This window comes from Streptococcus sp. 11-4097, from assembly GCF_018215285.2.
In the GTDB taxonomy this organism is placed as follows: Bacteria; Bacillota; Bacilli; order Lactobacillales; family Streptococcaceae; genus Streptococcus.
In genome coordinates this window covers 543,935-560,017 of record NZ_CP185262.1, presented here as the reverse complement: position 1 = coordinate 560,017, position 16,083 = coordinate 543,935, and the positions used below count along the sequence as shown (strand labels likewise).

General features: G+C 41.7%; 21 protein-coding genes. 13 read left to right on the top strand and 8 right to left on the bottom strand.

Going from position 1 to position 16,083, the window contains the following annotated elements:
• Positions 1-122: 122 nt before the first annotated feature.
• The 4 genes from KB197_RS03020 to KB197_RS03005 all read left to right on the top strand — a co-directional run bounded on the left by KB197_RS03020 (position 123) and on the right by KB197_RS03005 (position 3,657).
• The gene (locus KB197_RS03020; protein WP_020901665.1) at positions 123-488 is read left to right on the top strand and encodes a GntR family transcriptional regulator; all 366 of its coding nucleotides are present in this window, start codon (positions 123-125) and stop codon (positions 486-488) included.
• Positions 489-492: 4 nt separating this feature from the next.
• Positions 493-1,188 carry an ABC transporter ATP-binding protein gene (locus KB197_RS03015; RefSeq protein WP_212573453.1) on the top strand — a complete coding sequence of 232 codons (696 nt, stop codon included), beginning with the start codon at positions 493-495 and terminating at the stop codon, positions 1,186-1,188.
• A 15-nt stretch (positions 1,189-1,203) separates the two neighbouring features.
• Positions 1,204-1,971, top strand: a complete 768-nt coding sequence (locus KB197_RS03010) for a hypothetical protein (RefSeq protein WP_212573454.1) — start codon at positions 1,204-1,206, stop codon at positions 1,969-1,971.
• Between the two features lie 138 nt (positions 1,972-2,109).
• Positions 2,110-3,657 carry an ATP-binding cassette domain-containing protein gene (locus tag KB197_RS03005; RefSeq protein ID WP_212573455.1) on the top strand — a complete coding sequence of 516 codons (1,548 nt, stop codon included), beginning with the start codon at positions 2,110-2,112 and terminating at the stop codon, positions 3,655-3,657.
• A 51-nt stretch (positions 3,658-3,708) separates the two neighbouring features.
• On the opposite strand, the gene KB197_RS03000 is transcribed toward KB197_RS03005, so the two are convergent.
• Positions 3,709-4,404, bottom strand: coding sequence for an LrgB family protein (locus KB197_RS03000; protein ID WP_001288952.1), 696 nt, complete (start codon positions 4,402-4,404; stop codon positions 3,709-3,711).
• Complete coding sequence (locus KB197_RS02995; protein WP_000781325.1) at positions 4,401-4,775, bottom strand: CidA/LrgA family protein; 375 nt, start codon at positions 4,773-4,775, stop codon at positions 4,401-4,403. Before KB197_RS02995 ends, KB197_RS03000 begins: the two co-directional genes overlap by 4 nt.
• A 282-nt stretch (positions 4,776-5,057) precedes the next feature.
• Here KB197_RS02995 and KB197_RS02990 point away from each other — a divergent pair, with 282 nt between their 5' ends.
• The 7 genes from KB197_RS02990 (at position 5,058) to queF (ending at position 8,606) form a co-directional block, all read left to right on the top strand.
• Positions 5,058-5,438: a MarR family winged helix-turn-helix transcriptional regulator gene (locus KB197_RS02990; protein WP_049488288.1), complete on the top strand. Its 381-nt coding sequence runs from the start codon at positions 5,058-5,060 to the stop codon at positions 5,436-5,438.
• 99 nt (positions 5,439-5,537) lie between these two features.
• Positions 5,538-5,759, top strand: coding sequence for a DUF4649 family protein (locus KB197_RS02985; RefSeq protein ID WP_000570250.1), 222 nt, complete (start codon positions 5,538-5,540; stop codon positions 5,757-5,759).
• Between the two features lie 15 nt (positions 5,760-5,774).
• Complete coding sequence (trxA, locus tag KB197_RS02980; protein ID WP_001029581.1) at positions 5,775-6,089, top strand: thioredoxin; 315 nt, start codon at positions 5,775-5,777, stop codon at positions 6,087-6,089.
• Positions 6,090-6,290: 201 nt separating this feature from the next.
• Entirely contained in the window at positions 6,291-6,944 is a 654-nt protein-coding gene (gene queC, locus KB197_RS02975; RefSeq protein WP_212573456.1) for a 7-cyano-7-deazaguanine synthase QueC, read from the top strand.
• A complete protein-coding gene (gene queD / locus KB197_RS02970) occupies positions 6,944-7,387 on the top strand; it encodes a 6-carboxytetrahydropterin synthase QueD (protein ID WP_045605882.1) in 444 nt (147 codons plus the stop codon). The genes queC and queD overlap by 1 nt, the downstream gene beginning before the upstream one ends.
• On the top strand, positions 7,380-8,096 hold the full coding sequence (gene queE / locus KB197_RS02965) for a 7-carboxy-7-deazaguanine synthase QueE (protein WP_212573457.1): 717 nt from the start codon (positions 7,380-7,382) through the stop codon (positions 8,094-8,096). The genes queD and queE overlap by 8 nt, the downstream gene beginning before the upstream one ends.
• A gap of 18 nt (positions 8,097-8,114) precedes the next feature.
• Entirely contained in the window at positions 8,115-8,606 is a 492-nt protein-coding gene (queF, locus tag KB197_RS02960; protein ID WP_061759258.1) for a preQ(1) synthase, read from the top strand.
• A 262-nt stretch (positions 8,607-8,868) separates the two neighbouring features.
• Here the strand turns inward: queF and KB197_RS02955 are convergent, their stop codons facing one another.
• Positions 8,869-9,537, bottom strand: coding sequence for an MIP/aquaporin family protein (locus KB197_RS02955; protein WP_143952429.1), 669 nt, complete (start codon positions 9,535-9,537; stop codon positions 8,869-8,871).
• 254 nt (positions 9,538-9,791) lie between these two features.
• Here KB197_RS02955 and KB197_RS02950 point away from each other — a divergent pair, with 254 nt between their 5' ends.
• Complete coding sequence (locus KB197_RS02950) at positions 9,792-10,556, top strand: (S)-acetoin forming diacetyl reductase (RefSeq protein WP_000048147.1); 765 nt, start codon at positions 9,792-9,794, stop codon at positions 10,554-10,556.
• Positions 10,557-10,663: 107 nt separating this feature from the next.
• On the opposite strand, the gene KB197_RS02945 is transcribed toward KB197_RS02950, so the two are convergent.
• Positions 10,664-11,455, bottom strand: a complete 792-nt coding sequence (locus KB197_RS02945) for a DUF2785 domain-containing protein (RefSeq protein WP_212573477.1) — start codon at positions 11,453-11,455, stop codon at positions 10,664-10,666.
• A gap of 11 nt (positions 11,456-11,466) precedes the next feature.
• Positions 11,467-11,799, bottom strand: a complete 333-nt coding sequence (locus KB197_RS02940) for a winged helix-turn-helix transcriptional regulator (protein WP_000182730.1) — start codon at positions 11,797-11,799, stop codon at positions 11,467-11,469.
• A gap of 150 nt (positions 11,800-11,949) precedes the next feature.
• On the opposite strand from KB197_RS02940, the gene KB197_RS02935 reads away from it, so the two are divergent.
• The gene (locus KB197_RS02935) at positions 11,950-12,339 is read left to right on the top strand and encodes a nuclear transport factor 2 family protein (protein WP_084928239.1); all 390 of its coding nucleotides are present in this window, start codon (positions 11,950-11,952) and stop codon (positions 12,337-12,339) included.
• A gap of 168 nt (positions 12,340-12,507) precedes the next feature.
• On the opposite strand, the gene pepF is transcribed toward KB197_RS02935, so the two are convergent.
• The 3 genes from pepF to prmA are packed head-to-tail and all read right to left on the bottom strand — an operon-like array spanning position 12,508 to position 16,010.
• A complete protein-coding gene (gene pepF, locus KB197_RS02930) occupies positions 12,508-14,304 on the bottom strand; it encodes an oligoendopeptidase F (RefSeq protein WP_212573458.1) in 1,797 nt (598 codons plus the stop codon).
• Between the two features lie 10 nt (positions 14,305-14,314).
• Entirely contained in the window at positions 14,315-15,058 is a 744-nt protein-coding gene (locus tag KB197_RS02925) for a 16S rRNA (uracil(1498)-N(3))-methyltransferase (RefSeq protein WP_212573459.1), read from the bottom strand.
• A 1-nt stretch (position 15,059) separates the two neighbouring features.
• Positions 15,060-16,010 carry a 50S ribosomal protein L11 methyltransferase gene (gene prmA / locus KB197_RS02920; RefSeq protein ID WP_421127984.1) on the bottom strand — a complete coding sequence of 317 codons (951 nt, stop codon included), beginning with the start codon at positions 16,008-16,010 and terminating at the stop codon, positions 15,060-15,062.
• Between the last annotated feature and the right edge of the window lie 73 nt (positions 16,011-16,083).

Here is a 16,083-nt window from a genome sequence, read left to right as displayed (position 1 = left end):
TTTTCTTTTCATTATACCATTTTTTAAGCGATTCCCAAAACAATTCTTCTTTTTGCTTGACAAGTTTTTTGTTTTGTTGTATTATTTAATTAAGACAAAAGGATAAAAGAAAGGAGACCAAGATGTCCTGGACATTTGACAACAAAAAACCCATCTATTTACAGATTATGGAGAAAATCAAGCTTCAGATTGTTTCCCATACACTGGAACCCAATCAACAACTTCCAACCGTGAGAGAGCTAGCTAGCGAGGCCGGTGTCAATCCCAACACCATCCAAAGAGCCTTATCAGACCTCGAACGAGAAGGCTTTGTCTACAGCAAGCGAACAACTGGACGATTTGTGACTGAGGATAAGGAACTGATCACCCAATCGCGCAAACAATTATCGGAAGAAGAATTGGAACACTTCGTTTCCTCCATGACCCATTTTGGCTATGAAAAAGAAGAACTACCAGGCGTAGTCGGCGATTATATTAAAGGAGTTTAAGCCTATGTCATTACTAGCATTTGAAAATGTATCCAAATCTTATGGAGAAACCCCAGCCCTTGAAAATGTTTCACTTGACATCCCAGCTGGAAAAATTGTTGGTCTTCTTGGGCCAAATGGCTCAGGAAAAACAACCCTGATTAAACTAATCAATGGCCTCTTACAACCAGATCAAGGACGTGTCCTGATCAACGACATGGACCCAAGCCCAGCAACCAAGGCTATCGTAGCTTATTTGCCGGATACGACCTATCTCAATGAACAAATGAAGGTCAAAGAAGCCCTAACCTACTTCAAGACCTTCTATAAAGATTTCAATCTTGAACGCGCCCATCATCTACTTGCAGACCTAGAAATTGATGAAAATAGTCGTCTCAAGAAACTATCAAAAGGAAACAAGGAAAAGGTACAACTGATTTTGGTTATGAGTCGTGATGCCCGCCTCTACGTTTTGGACGAACCCATTGGAGGTGTAGACCCAGCAGCCCGTGAGTATATTCTCAATACCATTATCAATAACTACTCCCCAACTTCTACCGTTTTGATTTCTACCCACTTGATTTCTGATATCGAGCCAATCTTGGATGAAATTGTCTTCCTCAAAGACGGAAAAGTTGTCCGTCAAGGAAATGTCGATGATATTCGCTATGAGTCAGGTGAATCCATTGACCAACTCTTCCGTCAGGAATTTAAGGCCTAAGCAAAGGAGATTATTATGTTTTGGAATTTAGTTCGCTACGAATTTAAAAATGTTAACAAGTGGTATTTAGCCCTCTACGCTGCTGTTCTAGTCCTTTCCGTTCCTCTAGGAATGCAAGGACACTACTATTCTTATGTATCTTTCAAAGATAGCCAACCTTTCCTATTTGTCTTTCTGGCTCTCGTCTTTGGTGGCTTGATAATTACACTTGGGATTTCAACTCTTTTCTTGATTATCAAACGCTTCAAAGGAAGTGTCTATGACCGACAAGGCTATCTGACTTTGACCTTGCCAGTTTCTGAGCACTATATCATCACAGCTAAATTAGTCGGAGCCTTTATCTGGTCTATACTTAGCTCAGCTGTACTGGCTCTAAGTGCTTTTCTTATTGTGACTATAACGGTTCCAGAATGGATGTCAAATTATGACTTTATTCCACTTGTAAGAACATACCTTCCTCAACTCTCTCTTGTGGGGTTATCCTTCCTACTAAATACCATTTCTGGAATCCTCTGCATCTACTTGGCTATTTCCATCGGACAACTTTTCAACGAATACCGCACAGCACTCGCTGTTGCAGCCTACATTGGTATCCAAATCGTCATTGGCTTTATTGAACTCTTCTTCAATACCAGTGCTAACTTCTATGTCAATTCTCTAGCAGGATTTAATGATAATTTCTATATGGGAGCAGGTACGAGTATTATTGAAGAACTCATATTCATAGCTATATTTTACCTCGGAACCTACTACATCTTGAGAAACAAGGTTAATTTGCAATAGTTTTAAAGTCTAGCGACAATAACTCGCTAGACTTTTTTCGTTCTCAGGACTTACATTTTTATATGAAGTATTTAATAAAAAGGAGTATAATGACTTTAAAACTAATTACATGTATATCGATAGGGAGGTCAACTCTTTATGCTGAGAAGATTTGTTACTAAGAAGCACCTCGTACTTTACTTCTTTTCTATTGCCATTACTTGGCTGGAAGCGATTATCACGCCAGCCCTTGTTCAGAATATTGTTACCAGTTTTACCAATCAAGAGCTAGGCCTTCTTTGGAAAGTTTTGATTTTGGGAATCCTTGGAAACCTCATCCTCTTACTAGGCTTAGCTGGGAAACGCTATTACTACGCTCGTTTGATTACTGACTTCAAATATGGAATCAAGAGTGCTATTTTCAAGCGATTTTTAAACAGTTATGAGATTGATGAAAAGGATATTTTGTCCGACCTAGAAAATGACGTCAAGCAACTAGAAGAAAGCTATATTGAGCCAACGGTCATCATCATTTCTTCTCTTGGCTTCACAACTGTGTCCATTCTCTATGCCCTATGGACTAATTTTTACCTAGGCTTGATTTTCATCCTCTTCTACTCCTTTCCTGTACTCTGCAGTGCTATCGGATCAAAGCGTTTGGACTCACTTTCTGAAAAGCGGTCCACTGTTAACCAGAGCTACTTAGCAAGCTTGACAAATTTTATTGGTGGTAGCCAACAAATTCGCCATTATCAGGGACAAGACTACTTTTTTACTCGCTACCAAAAACAATTACAAACCAGTCTAGATGCCGAAATCAACTATGAAAAACAACGCACTTTAAACAGTCTCTTGATCAATAGCATCGATGCCTTTTGTTCTGTCACACCAATCGTCATCGGTGGCTTTATGACCTACTATAGTTATTTAGATGCGGCGAGTTTTGTGGCTATCTATCTAGTTTCCCATAATATCGGCTATCAATTCCAAGAGTTGGCTTACTTTACCAACACCCGAAAAGCGACTCGAACTCTTCTCAACAAATACCAAAAACTTTTGAACCAGTCTGATCCCATCTCGCCTAGAAGCATAGAAAATATTTTCCCTATCCAACTTGACACCATCTCCCTTGAAAAAGAGGGGAATAGCCTCTTGTCTCCGATTTCCATACACATCAAGCAAGGAGAAAAAATTGCCATTATCGGGGAAAGTGGCTCTGGTAAAACAACCCTGCTCAATATCATTCATGGAGAAGAGACACCAACAAGTGGTCAGATTAGCTTTGCTGGTCAGAACCTGTCACGTCAAGAAATCACAAGTATTAGTTCCTATATTCTCCAAGATAGCCATTGCTTTGACACGCTATCTCTGGAAGACAATATCCTTCTAGGACTGGATAAAAATCCAGAGACTTTAAATCATATCCTCAAAAAAACAGGATTAGAACATTTGAAAAATCGACCCCTCAGCAATGATAGTCTGTCTGGTGGCGAGAAACAACGCCTAGAAATCGCTCGCTCCCTCTACCATGATAGCCAACTCATCTTAGCAGATGAGATTAAGGCCAATCTTGACTCGGAAAATAGCAGAAAAATTAGCGACTTGCTCTTCTCCCTACCTCAAACAGTCATTGAAGTCATTCACCACTACACGGAAGAAGACTTAAAACACTATGACCAAGTCATTCACTTAAGCAAAGAAAAGTAAAAGCCTATAACATACGATTTTAAAAAGCAAGGAATTCGGGTTCCTTGCTTTTTAACTCAATATCAAACTGGCTACGATAGGGCTGACAAAGACATAGAGAATACCGGTAACACCGATAGCTAAACCACCCATGGCTCCTGCTACAGAGCCGTATCGAAAGGCTGTACCTGTTCCGACAGCATGACCTGTTCCACCAAGGGAAAGACCAACAGCTACTGGATCGTCTATTTTCAACCACTTCAAAAGGGTTGGTCCGATGACACTGGTTAAAATCCCAGTTGCCACTACAACGACCAAGGTCACGGTCGTCAGACCTTGCAATTTTTCTGTAATCCCCACTGCCATGGCGGTTGTTACTGACTTAGGGAAGAGAGAAATGGCTAGGAAAAAGTCCATTCCAAAAATCTTAGCTACAAGGGCCGTGAAAGAGGTATTGACCACTACCGCTAGCAGACTACCAAAGAGAATACTGCGAGCATGGTGCTTCATCAAGTGAAAACTCTTGTAAAGCGGAATCCCTAGAGCCACGGTCGATGGGACAATCAAATTATTCAGATAAACCCCACCTTGGTAGTAATCTTGGTAAGAAATCCCCGTCACCTTTAGAAAGATAATAATGAAAACAGCTGACAAAAGCAAGGGCGTTGTCAAAGGATGGGGAAAACGTCTGTAAATCAGCATTCCTACTAGATAAGCTAGGATAGACAGGGCAAGCCCAAACAGGGGATTGGAAACAAATTCACTCATTTGGCATCTCCTTTCTCATAATCTCCCTCAAACCGTCTCTTGATGAACTGAACTACCAAGGCTATGAGGATAATATTGATGACAGCCGCAAAAAAGACAATCAAAACAATGGGCAAGAGATAGGGAGCAATCACATCAAACTTCTCCATGATTCCCACTGCTGGTGGCAAAAAGAGAATGGTCATATTGGCCAGCAAGAAATTCCCCACCATGTTGACATGCCTGGTTCTCAGCCACTTGAATTGTAAGGCTAGAAAGAGAATAATCAAACCGATAATACTGCCTGGGATGGGCAAATGAAAGAAACTAGAGATCCCCTCTCCGATTAGAGAAATCACAAAGAGAATCATTAATTGAACATATAATTTCATCCTAAACTCCACGAAATAGACTTCTTGCATACCAGTTTACTCTTTTTTCAGAAAATTTCAAGGAAATGCACAAGAGTTGATGAAAGTTTGAGAAGAAAGGGGATACAAACAATTCTTGACTTGTGAAAACAGTCATGATTTAGGATAAAATATTCCAGCGTCCTTCTTGCCAGCTCTTTTGAAAAGTAGTATAATTATTGCATGCGCAATCATCTTGTGATGCAGAGACTGTCTGTGAATGGACTTTCTTCTATTTATAACTCTAAAAAGAAAGGAGATACTATGACCTATTTGGAAAAATGGTTTGACTTCAATCGGCGTCAGAAAGAAATTGAAAGTCTCTTGGAAGAGACCATTGCCCAGCAGAGTGACCAAAGTCTGACCTTGAAAGAGTTTTACCTACTCTACTATCTGGACTTGGCCCAAGAAAAATCTCTACGACAGATTGATTTGCCTGATAAACTTCATCTGAGCCCGAGCGCTGTTTCTCGGATGGTGGCTCGCTTAGAAGCTAAAAATTGCGGTCTACTTAGTCGCAGGTGTTGCGATCAAGATAGGCGTTCTAGCTTTATCTGCCTGACAGGTGATGGTCAAAAGACACTGGCCTCGCTACAAAAGGCTGTCGAAGAAAGCTTGGAAACTAGTTTGGATTTCTTGATTTAAGATGATTTTAGAAAAAAGTTGCTTGCGCAATCATTTTTCTTGACATTCTCTTTTACAAGGAGTAAAATAAAGTCATCATTAAACAAAGGAGTTTTTAAAATGATTGAAATTACCTATCTAGATGCCAGCAAGAACGAAAGAACTGTAACTTTCGAATCTTATGACGACTTTGATCGTTCGCAACAAGCTTGCCTTATCGGCGTCGCAGACTACTATCCTGTCCAAAAATTAACCTACAACGGTCATGATTTGGACTACCATGGGACTTATGGAGATATCTTCTTCTATCTCAAGAAACAAGATTTAAGCCAATATAACTAAAAAAGGAGAAATACAATGGCAAAAGCAATTACAGATGCAACATTCGAACAAGAAACAAAAGACGGTTTGGTCTTGGTAGACTTCTGGGCAACTTGGTGTGGTCCATGTCGTATGCAAGGTCCAATCTTGGACAAATTGTCTGAAGAACTTTCAGAAGATGTTTTAAAAATCGTTAAAATGGACGTTGATGAAAATCCAAACACAGCTCGTGCTTTTGGAATCATGTCTATCCCAACCCTTCTCTTCAAAAAAGACGGCCAAGTTGTCAAACAAGTTGCTGGTGTTCACACAGCAGAACAAATCAAGGCCATCGTTGCTGAATTGAGCTAATCACACTAGAGACCAAGTACTTTCTTTGGTCTCTTTTTTCTTGCCCTTTGCCATTTTTCAAAAAATATGCTAGACTGTATGTAGAATATTACGATGTTTGGGACATGCCATCGCTAAAAAAAACCTTGACTTGGTATTTTTTAGCTCCCTCAAGGGAGCTTTTTGCGTGCTCTGAACATTTCCCATTTCGGAAGGAGTACTATGAAACGTCAATCAGCCTTGGTCGTCTTTAGTGGCGGTCAAGATTCTACAACCTGCCTCTTTTGGGCTAAAAAACACTATGAAACGGTAGAAGCCGTTACCTTTGCCTACGGCCAACGTCATCATCTCGAAATTCAAGTCGCTGAAAAAATTGCTAAGGAACAAGGCATTCGTCATCATATCCTCGATATGTCTCTGCTGGGGCAAATCACTGAAAATGCCCTGACCTCTGATATGGAGATTGAGCAAAAAGAGGGAGAAGTTCCCAATACCTTCGTTGACGGTCGCAACCACCTCTTTCTATCCTTTGCAGCAGTTCTTGCCAAGCAACGAGGTATTAAAGACATCGTGACAGGTGTCTGCGAGACAGACTTCTCAGGCTACCCCGATTGTCGAGATGTCTTTGTCAAATCTCTCAATGTCACCCTCAACCTAGCCATGGATTACGACTTCGTTATCCAAACACCTCTCATGTGGCTAGATAAAGCTGAAACTTGGGAATTATCCGACCAACTCGGTGCCTTTGACTATGTTCGTGAAAAGACCTTAACCTGCTACAATGGAATTATCGGAAGTGGCTGTGGAGATTGCCCAGCCTGCCACCTACGTCAACATGGTCTAGATGTTTATCTCTCACAGAAAGGAGAGGACTAATGTTTTTTGCACCCAAAGAAATCAAACAGGAAACTGGAGAATCTCTTGTCTACAATCCTCGCAGAACCTTGGTATCAAAAGAGTTTACCTTCGATGCTGCCCACCACCTCTTTCACTATGAGGGAAAATGCAAATCCCTTCATGGTCACACCTATCATCTGCAGATTGCTGTTAGTGGATTTTTAGATGAACGTGGCATGACCTACGATTTCGGAGATATCAAAGCCATCTACAAGAACTACTTAGAACCCCACTTGGATCATCGCTATCTCAATGAAACTCTTCCCTATATGAACACGACTGCTGAAAATATGGTTTACTGGATTTTCCAAACCATGAGTCAAGAGTTGCCAGATGAACGCGGTCTCCGTTTGGAATATATTCGCCTCTATGAGACTCCGACTGCCTTTGCGGAGTTTAGACGGGAGTGGTTAGATGACTAGGGAACGTATCCTCAAACTACCAGTTCTGGAAATTTTCGGCCCAACTTTTCAAGGTGAAGGTCGTGCTATCGGGCAGAAAACCATGTTTGTCCGCACTGCAGGTTGCGACTACCACTGCGACTGGTGTGACTCTGCCTTTACTTGGGATGGTTCTGAAAAACCAACTCGTATGACTGCTGACGAAGTCATTGCTGAGTTGGATAAATTAGGGAGCTACGACTATGTAACCCTATCTGGGGGAAATCCTGCTATCCTAGCAGCCAACATGGCCGAATTGGTCACCAAGCTCAAGGAACGCGGTGTCACTCTGGCTGTTGAAACTCAAGGCTCTCGCTGGCAAAATTGGTTGAAAGACATCGACCAGGTTACTCTGAGTCCCAAACCTCCTTCATCCAAGATGGAAGTCAACTTTGAGACCTTGGACTTTATCGTTTCCCAACTGGATCCAGACAAGGTCACCTTTAAAATCCCTGTCTTTGACGATGCCGATTTGGCCTTTGCCAAAGGGATTCAAGAACGCTACCAACCAGATGTCCTTTTCTTATCAGCTGGAAATCCTGAGCCCAAGGCTACGGGTAATATTGTCCAAGACCAACTGGACCGCCTCAAAGAACTCTGGGAACGAGTCGCTACTGACGATAGCTGGGGCAATGTCCGCGTCCTTCCTCAACTCCATACCCTCCTCTACGATAACCAACGTGGTGTTTAAGATTAGAAAGAAAAAATCATGTCACAACAAGAAGAAATGAAAAACCTCAGCCTACTAGGCAACAAAGAAACCAACTACATTTTCGAGTATCATCCAGAAGTCCTCGAATCCTTTGACAATCGTCATGTGGAAAATGACTATTTCATCAAATTTAACTGTCCTGAATTTACCTCACTTTGCCCAATCACTGCTCAGCCAGACTTTGCAACTATCTATATTTCCTACATCCCTGACAAGCTCTGTGTTGAGTCAAAATCCCTCAAACTCTACCTCTTTAGCTACCGAAACCACGGAGATTTCCACGAAAACTGTATCAACACCATCGGGAAAGACTTGGTCAACTTGCTAGACCCTCGCTATTTAGAGGTCTGGGGAAAATTCACTCCGCGCGGTGGCATTTCAATCGACCCCTACTACAACTACGGTAAGCCAGGAACTAAGTATGAAGGCTTGGCAGAACAACGCCTCTTCCAACACGACCTTTATCCAGAGAAAATTGACAACCGTTAAACTCAAACTCAATGAAATTCAAAGAGCAAACTAGGAAGCTAGCCACAGGTTGCTCAAAGCACTGCTTTGAGGTTGTAGATAAGACTGACAAAGTCAGCTCAAAACACTGTTTTGAGGTTGCAGATAGAACTGACGAAGTCAAATCAAAATACTGTTTTGAGGTTGCAGATGGAAGCTGACGTGGTTTGAAGAAATTTTCGAAGAGTATAATACGAAAAAGCCCTGTTCCTCGAGATGAGGAGCAAGGCTTTTTGAGTTTCAATTATTCTTCTGTTCCTAGGAATTTTTTTGCAACGAGGGCTGCAAGAACTCCACCAGCGATTGGTGCAAGGATGAAAATCCAAACTTGTCGAAGGGCTGCACCACCTACCAAGACAGCTGGTGCCAAGCTACGAGCTGGGTTTACTGAAAGGCCAGTAATGTTCAATCCGACAAGAATCATCGCCATCAAGGACAAACCGATTACCAAACCAGCAATCGCGCCATTCCCCTTGCTTTCTGAAGTTACGGTCATGATAACCAAGACAAACAAGAAAGTTGCAATGACTTCAAACAAGAAACCACCAAAGACAGTGACACCGTTTGCCAAGGCATTTTCACCAAGACTAGCAGTTGACATACCTGAGTTTGCCAAGAGGAAGAAGACAGAAGCAGATGCTAAGAAAGCTCCAACTACTTGTCCAAGGATGTAGTTTACAAGCTCTGAAGATGACAAACGTTTGTTAACAAACATAGCGATCGAAACAGCTGGGTTCAAGTGAGCACCTGAAACAGTTCCGATTGAGTAGGCTGCAACCACGATGGCTAAACCAAAGGCAAAGGCGATTCCAAGGTGACCTAGGCCATCAAGACCATTTCCAAAAACAACAGCTCCTGTTCCGATGAACACAAGCATGAACGTACCGATTAACTCAGCAACAAATTTTTTCATTTTCTTTCTCCTTTTTTAAAAACTAAATACTAGTCTATCAAAAGAGGGAAAGGGTTTCAAGAAAATTGATTGGAAATTTTCGGGATAAAATTCTATAAAAACGGTAGTGTTTATTTGAAACATTTTTTCTAAAGGTATATAATGTCAATATAGTTCTAATAAGTTATTTATTCCCTAATTTGAACTAATTTTTACAACTTTGCTGTTCTTTTATGAACGTTTGAATGGTATCGTGGATACCAAGGAGGAATCATATGTCTAAAGTTGCTATTGTCACAGGTGCAGGTCAAGGAATCGGTTTTGCAATCGCAAAACGATTGGTTCAAGATGGCTTTAAGGTAGGAGTCTTAGACTACAATCCCGAAACAGCTGAAAAAGCTGTTGCCGAATTATCAGCTGAAAATGCCTTTGCTGTCGTGGCCGATGTTTCGAAACAGGCCGAAGTTGCACAAGCATTTCAAAAGGTTGTTGACCATTTTGGTGATTTGAATGTTGTCGTAAATAACGCTGGTGTTGCTCCAACTACTCCTCTTGATACAATTACTGAGGAACAATTTACACGCACTTTCGGTATCAACGTTGGTGGTGTCATTTGGGGTTCACAAGCTGCACAAGCGCAATTTAAAGCACTTGGCCACGGAGGTAAAATTATCAACGCAACCTCTCAAGCCGGTGTAGTGGGCAATCCAAACTTGACTGTTTATGGTGGTACAAAATTCGCTGTTCGTGGTATTACTCAAACATTGGCGCGTGATTTAGCAGACTCAGGCATCACTGTTAACGCCTACGCACCAGGTATTGTGAAAACACCAATGATGTACGACATCGCTCATGAAGTTGGTAAAAATGCAGGAAAAGATGACGAATGGGGTATGCAGACATTTGCAAAAGATATTACCCTAAAACGTCTATCTGAACCAGAAGATGTGGCTGCTGCTGTCAGCTTCCTTGCAGGACCAGATTCAAACTACATTACAGGACAAACCATTATCGTTGATGGTGGTATGCAATTCCATTAAGATACACAAAAAGAGGTTGGAAAATGATTCAACCTCTTTTATTAGTTTTCATTATTAGTTAGGAGGATACAATAGAAACTCTTTCAAAAAGTAATATTAGCTAATCCCTAGTATTGAAAAGACTGGATAGCTTCTTTCAAGTCATCTTGTAAACTATTTCTCTGGTCAAGTTGGACATAAACTTCCAACAGACAGGATCTGAAGTTGGAAAATTTATAAAAATCTTCCCTTTCTTCTATCGGAAAGTCAACAGCTTTTATCCAAGAAGCTACTTGCTCTTGCTCCAACTTCCCTTGTAAAATAGGTTCATAGATCACTCTGGCTAAACGCCAATCCTCATCATCTGTAAAGCGAATCGAAATTCTTTTAAATAGTTGGCCAAGTATATCAAATACTTCATGAACTCTGTTTTTAGGAAAGTCTGGATGACAAACCACCTCTGTCAGTAAATCGGCTCCATGTGCAAAAGCATGAACCCAACCATACTGACTTGAAAAACCCGTTGTATCCTTTTCTTTTGAAAGATAGTACAAACCTTGATTTAAAAGGACATTGCGAATTTCTGCTTTTAATCCCTGATAAAAAACCGATTGCTGGTTGGCGTCCGCCGACAAGAGATTTGCATAAATAAGCGCCCTAAAAGAACGTTCGAGTGTTGGCAGGCCTATCTTATCAATCTCTTTGTCTAGTCCTCCATCAGCTGAGACCACATCAGCAATGAAATGAAATTGTTCCTGTGTAAATAGCTCTTCCTGAATCCCTCTAGCAAAGCTTGTAAAAACAAGGTCATCGCGAATTTCTGGAGAAGAATCTCCCAAATGATCAAGCAACCATTGGATTTCCTCCTGATGATAACTTGGTTTTTCTTCTGCTATTTTTCTAAGTAACTCTTGATACATGGTCAATACCTCTACATTTCTAGCAACTTGATATAATCTAGACCCCATTTCTCGACAGCATCTAAAACAACTCTGAATTCCTGCCCCATTTCGGTTAAGCTGTACTCAACTCGTGGTGGAACTTCGGCATAGACCTTTCGTTGAACAATCTTATCCTTTTCTAATTGACGGAGATGACGAGTCAAAATAGTTTGAGTAATCCCAGGCAATAATCTCTGCAATTCTTTAAATCGTTTGGTACCCGTACTCAACTGATAAATGATTACCAGTGCCCATTTCCCCGTTAAAACCCTCTGCGTTGTCGCAAATGGACAAATACCATACTCACTCACTTTATTTGTCATAAAATATCTTCTTTCTATTTTTTAAAAAAAATTTATCTTTTAGTATCAATAATAGTACTACTTTTGATACTAGCTATCAAAAAAGTCTCTACTTGTTTTTTTGTTTGTAACTGTTACAATTATATCATAAAAAAGAAATGGAGAATAGATATGTCAACAAACTTAGAAATTTTCAACGCTTATAACCAAGCTTTAATTGCTGGTGACTTTCCTGGTGTCTTTGAAACGATGGCAGACGATATTGTCTGGCATCAACCTGGTACTCATAGTATATCTGGTACAGTTGTTGGTAAGGACAAGCTAGGAACTCACCTAGCTACATTTGCTGAGAAAACTAATGGAACCTTTAAGGTGGTAACAAATTGGGTTTCTGACAATGAGGATTTAATCGCAGCCAATGTTACTTTTCTTGGAACACGTGCTGATGGTACTGAACTCAATATGAACGGGATTGACCTCTTCCGCATTGAAGACGGAAAAATCAAAGAAGTTTGGCTCTTCTCTTCAGATCAAGCTGAAGAAGATAGCTTTTGGGGATAATTTAAGAGGTCAGGACAAAAAATTTTGATTTTAGGAATTCTTTATTATAAATTTTTAAAATCGATAGATTAGAAAAAAAGCGAACAAGACAGAATTCTGAGTTTCAGATAACTCGTTTTGTTCGCTTTTTATATTTAAGGTTAGACTTTTGTTCCAGGCTCTTTTAATTTACTCCCCCAACTGGGCACTGTAGGCGATGATCTGATCAACTGTGTCAGACAAGAATTGGATGGTATCACGGAGTGGTTTATCTGTTGAAATATCAGCACCGATAATCATAGCTGACTCAAGTGGTGTCTTGCTACCACCTGATTTGAGGAGATTGAGCCAATCTTCAGCTCCAGTTTCTGAATGTTTCAGATGAAGGTAACCTGCAGTCGAAATCACAAGTCCAGCTGAGTAGGTGTAACTATACAAGCCCATGTAGTAGTGAGCTTGGCGCATCCAAGTCAAAGCTGCATCATCATCGATTTCAATAGCATCTCCCCAGAAATCGGTCAAAACTTCCTTCATAATGCTGTTGAGTTTGCTCGCTCCAAAGGTCTCCCCTTCTTCAATCAATGTATACACCTTACGCTGAAAGGCTGCTTCCAAGAGGTGAGTAATGAAATTATGGAAGTAGGTGTCTGTCAAGCGGTGAGCCAGAGCGAAGCGTTTTTGACGAGGGTCGTCAGATTGGTGCTCCAAGTAGTCACTGAGAAGCAATTCATTGAAGGTTGACGGTGCTTCAACATAGTAGGTCGACATGTGGGCATTAAAGTAGCTTTGGTGATTGTCTGAAAAGATGAATTGACCAGAATGCCCGATTTCATGAATCAAGGTATAGACATCGCTCAAACGACCTGTCCAGCTCATGAGGACATATGGATGCACGCGATATGGATCCGCCGCATATCCACCAGAATCCTTGCCACTGTTAGCAGCAAAGTCCACCCAGCGCTCTTCTTGATAGCGAGCAACTTCCTGACAATATTCTTGCCCCAAAGGTTCTACCGACTTCATGACCAAGTCATAGGCGTCGTCAATAGTCACTTCAGGATTAAGGGCGCTGTCCAAGTCCAATTTCCAGTCTGCAAAGGTCATCTTTTCAAGACCATTTACCTTAGCAACATGCTTGAGGTATCTCTGAGCGACTGGCGCAAAATCCTTCATGATGAGGTCAATCTGACGATCAAACATAGCACGGTTCACTTCTTGCTCAGCTAGAAGATAATCAAAGACTGAGTCGTATCCCTTCATATCTGCCAATAGTTTTTCAGACTTGACCTGAGCTAGGTAGGCTGCAGCAGCCGTATTTTGGTGCTTACGAAGACCTTCTGAGAAGGAACGGAATGATTTCTCACGGACCTCAGCGTCCTCATGGTTTTGGTAGAAATTCTCATAGGTGACAAAGCTGTTTTTGTAGGTCTTGCCATTGACTTCAAAGTCGGCCATTTCAAAATCCCCAGCTCGCATCTTAGTGTAAATGTCCTGTGGACTGTAGAAAACTTCACCGAGATTGGTCAAGGCCTTCTCCACATCAGCCCCTAGATAGTGGGCTTTTTTGATTTTTGCCTGACGAATAGCCGCCGTCAAATGAGGAAATTCACCCAAACGATCCAAGACTTCCTCATCAGCTGCCACCAAGGCATCGTCAAAGAAGATCAGAGCTACGCTGGCATCTGTTTCAAATTCCATCCCAGCTTGGGCAATATTGGCAAATTCGTCATTGCTATAATCTGTCGTCTGAGGCATAAAACCATAGTTTCCAATATGGCTCATCTGAATGTAGATTTGCTCCAATTCCGCAAAGGCCTTTTCAAAATCCTCAAAAGTATAAAGATTACCCTTATAGTCACGGCTAAATTGATTGATGTCTTCGCGAGCCTTCTCGATTGCACGCAAGAAATCTTCACGATCTTGGTATAGGGCGGTTAAATCCCAAAGTTCCTTCTCTGGAAATTCTGAACGGTGTTTTTGTTCCATTTTCTTCCTCTTATTTCTCTAATTCTAATAAAACACTAAGGGCTGATAAGGCGTAAAGCGGTGCTGTTTCTGCTCGTAGGATACGAGGGCCAAGACCTGCCAAGACTGCTCCCTTAGCTTCAAAACTTTCGATTTCTGCAGGTGACAGACCACCTTCTGGACCAAAGATAAAGAGCAATTTGGCTCCTTTCTCGAGTCCAGTAACTGCTTGTAAAAGCGCAGCGCTTTCTCCTTCTTTGGCCGACTCTTCATAAGCCACTACAATGCGGTCAAACTGGTCCAGTTGAGCTAGAAAATCTGCTTTCTTCTCAAAAAGCTGAATATTTGGGACCAGATTACGCTTACTTTGCTCTGCTGCTCCAAGGGCAATTTTTTCTAGTTTTTCAACCTTTTTACCCAATTTTTTGCCATCCCATTTGGCGACCGACCAATCGGCAGGGAAGGACCAAATCTGGCTGGCGCCCAGTTCAGTTACTTTTTGAGTAATGAACTCCAGCTTGTCTCCCTTGGGAAATCCTGATGCGATGGTCACTTGAACAGGCAATTCCACATTGTCATCTAATTCTTGGACCAATTCAAACTGACGAGCTTCCGTATCTACAACGCGCGCCAAACGTTTAATTCCATCACCAAAGACTAAAGTCACCTCATCACCTTCTTTCAGGCGCATAACCTGAAACATATGCTTGCTGGTTTCCTTGCCCTCGATAGTGACGGGAGAGATTGCACTACCTTTGACAAAATACTGCTGCATACTAGCCTCCAATCACACCGGAAATATCCTTGGTTTTCTTAAAGACACAGGCATTCCATTCCCCTTGAACCATGTGAGTTTCGAGGAAAAATCCAGCTGACTCAGCCGACTCGCGCACCATGTCCCACTTGTCCTTGATAATGCCACTCATGATGAGGTAACCTTCATCCTTGACCAAGCGATAAGCATCATCCGTCAGATGAATAAGGATATCCGCCAAGATATTAGCTACAATCACATCTGCCTCAATCTCAACACCCTTAAGCAAGTCTCCTGCTGCTACATGAATATTTTCCATGCCAGGGTTGAGCTCAATATTTTCCTGAGCCACACGAACCGCCACATCATCTAGGTCGTAGGCGAAGATTTCCTTGGCACCAAGAAGAGAGCTGGCAATAGAAAGGACACCTGAACCAGTCCCCACATCTAGCACCGTTTCGCCACCACGAAGGACCTGCTCCAAGGCAAAGAGGCTCATCTTAGTGGTCGGATGTGTTCCCGTACCAAAAGCCATTCCTGGATCTAGCTTGATAATTTTTTCTCCCGCAGTCGCCTCATAGTCTGTCCAAGACGGCACGATGGTCAAATCATGAGTAATACGAGCTGGTTCATAATATTTCTTCCAGTTGTCTGCCCAGTCTTCTTCAGCCAAGGCAGTGGTCCCCATTTTTACCTCTCCCAAGTCCATAAAATCCGTTAATTCTGCTAAACGAGCCAGCAAGTCTGCCTCAACCACTGCCACATCAACCGTATCAGGATAGTAGGCTGTCACTACGATTTCTTCTTGCTGCTCAACCTCTGGGAAAATCTCGCCGAAGCGATCCACATTTCCCACATAGTCCATACTATCTTCAATTGCTACCCCTTGGGCACCTAACTCAATCAAGAGATTAGAGACTAGCTCCTCTCCCTCACGCTTCACTGTAACTTTTAACTCTTGCCATGTTTCCATCATTAAGATACCAAGCCCGTAAAACACAAAACCAAAATAGGAAATTCTCTGAAGACGCTTGTGTCTAAGAGAA

Excerpts from the sequence above, each read along its gene's own strand:
- KB197_RS03020 (WP_020901665.1), top strand. The coding sequence starts at position 123 with ATGTCCTGGACATTTGACAACAAAAAACCCATCTATTTACAGATTATG.
- KB197_RS03015 (WP_212573453.1), top strand. The coding sequence starts at position 493 with ATGTCATTACTAGCATTTGAAAATGTATCCAAATCTTATGGAGAAACC.
- KB197_RS03010 (WP_212573454.1), top strand. The coding sequence starts at position 1,204 with ATGTTTTGGAATTTAGTTCGCTACGAATTTAAAAATGTTAACAAGTGG.
- KB197_RS03005 (WP_212573455.1), top strand. The coding sequence starts at position 2,110 with ATGCTGAGAAGATTTGTTACTAAGAAGCACCTCGTACTTTACTTCTTT.
- KB197_RS03000 (WP_001288952.1), bottom strand. The coding sequence starts at position 4,404 with ATGAGTGAATTTGTTTCCAATCCCCTGTTTGGGCTTGCCCTGTCTATC.
- KB197_RS02995 (WP_000781325.1), bottom strand. The coding sequence starts at position 4,775 with ATGAAATTATATGTTCAATTAATGATTCTCTTTGTGATTTCTCTAATC.
- KB197_RS02990 (WP_049488288.1), top strand. The coding sequence starts at position 5,058 with ATGACCTATTTGGAAAAATGGTTTGACTTCAATCGGCGTCAGAAAGAA.
- KB197_RS02985 (WP_000570250.1), top strand. The coding sequence starts at position 5,538 with ATGATTGAAATTACCTATCTAGATGCCAGCAAGAACGAAAGAACTGTA.
- trxA (WP_001029581.1), top strand. The coding sequence starts at position 5,775 with ATGGCAAAAGCAATTACAGATGCAACATTCGAACAAGAAACAAAAGAC.
- queC (WP_212573456.1), top strand. The coding sequence starts at position 6,291 with ATGAAACGTCAATCAGCCTTGGTCGTCTTTAGTGGCGGTCAAGATTCT.
- queD (WP_045605882.1), top strand. The coding sequence starts at position 6,944 with ATGTTTTTTGCACCCAAAGAAATCAAACAGGAAACTGGAGAATCTCTT.
- queE (WP_212573457.1), top strand. The coding sequence starts at position 7,380 with ATGACTAGGGAACGTATCCTCAAACTACCAGTTCTGGAAATTTTCGGC.
- queF (WP_061759258.1), top strand. The coding sequence starts at position 8,115 with ATGTCACAACAAGAAGAAATGAAAAACCTCAGCCTACTAGGCAACAAA.
- KB197_RS02955 (WP_143952429.1), bottom strand. The coding sequence starts at position 9,537 with ATGAAAAAATTTGTTGCTGAGTTAATCGGTACGTTCATGCTTGTGTTC.
- KB197_RS02950 (WP_000048147.1), top strand. The coding sequence starts at position 9,792 with ATGTCTAAAGTTGCTATTGTCACAGGTGCAGGTCAAGGAATCGGTTTT.
- KB197_RS02945 (WP_212573477.1), bottom strand. The coding sequence starts at position 11,455 with ATGTATCAAGAGTTACTTAGAAAAATAGCAGAAGAAAAACCAAGTTAT.
- KB197_RS02940 (WP_000182730.1), bottom strand. The coding sequence starts at position 11,799 with ATGACAAATAAAGTGAGTGAGTATGGTATTTGTCCATTTGCGACAACG.
- KB197_RS02935 (WP_084928239.1), top strand. The coding sequence starts at position 11,950 with ATGTCAACAAACTTAGAAATTTTCAACGCTTATAACCAAGCTTTAATT.
- pepF (WP_212573458.1), bottom strand. The coding sequence starts at position 14,304 with ATGGAACAAAAACACCGTTCAGAATTTCCAGAGAAGGAACTTTGGGAT.
- KB197_RS02925 (WP_212573459.1), bottom strand. The coding sequence starts at position 15,058 with ATGCAGCAGTATTTTGTCAAAGGTAGTGCAATCTCTCCCGTCACTATC.
- prmA (WP_421127984.1), bottom strand. The coding sequence starts at position 16,010 with ATGGAAACATGGCAAGAGTTAAAAGTTACAGTGAAGCGTGAGGGAGAG.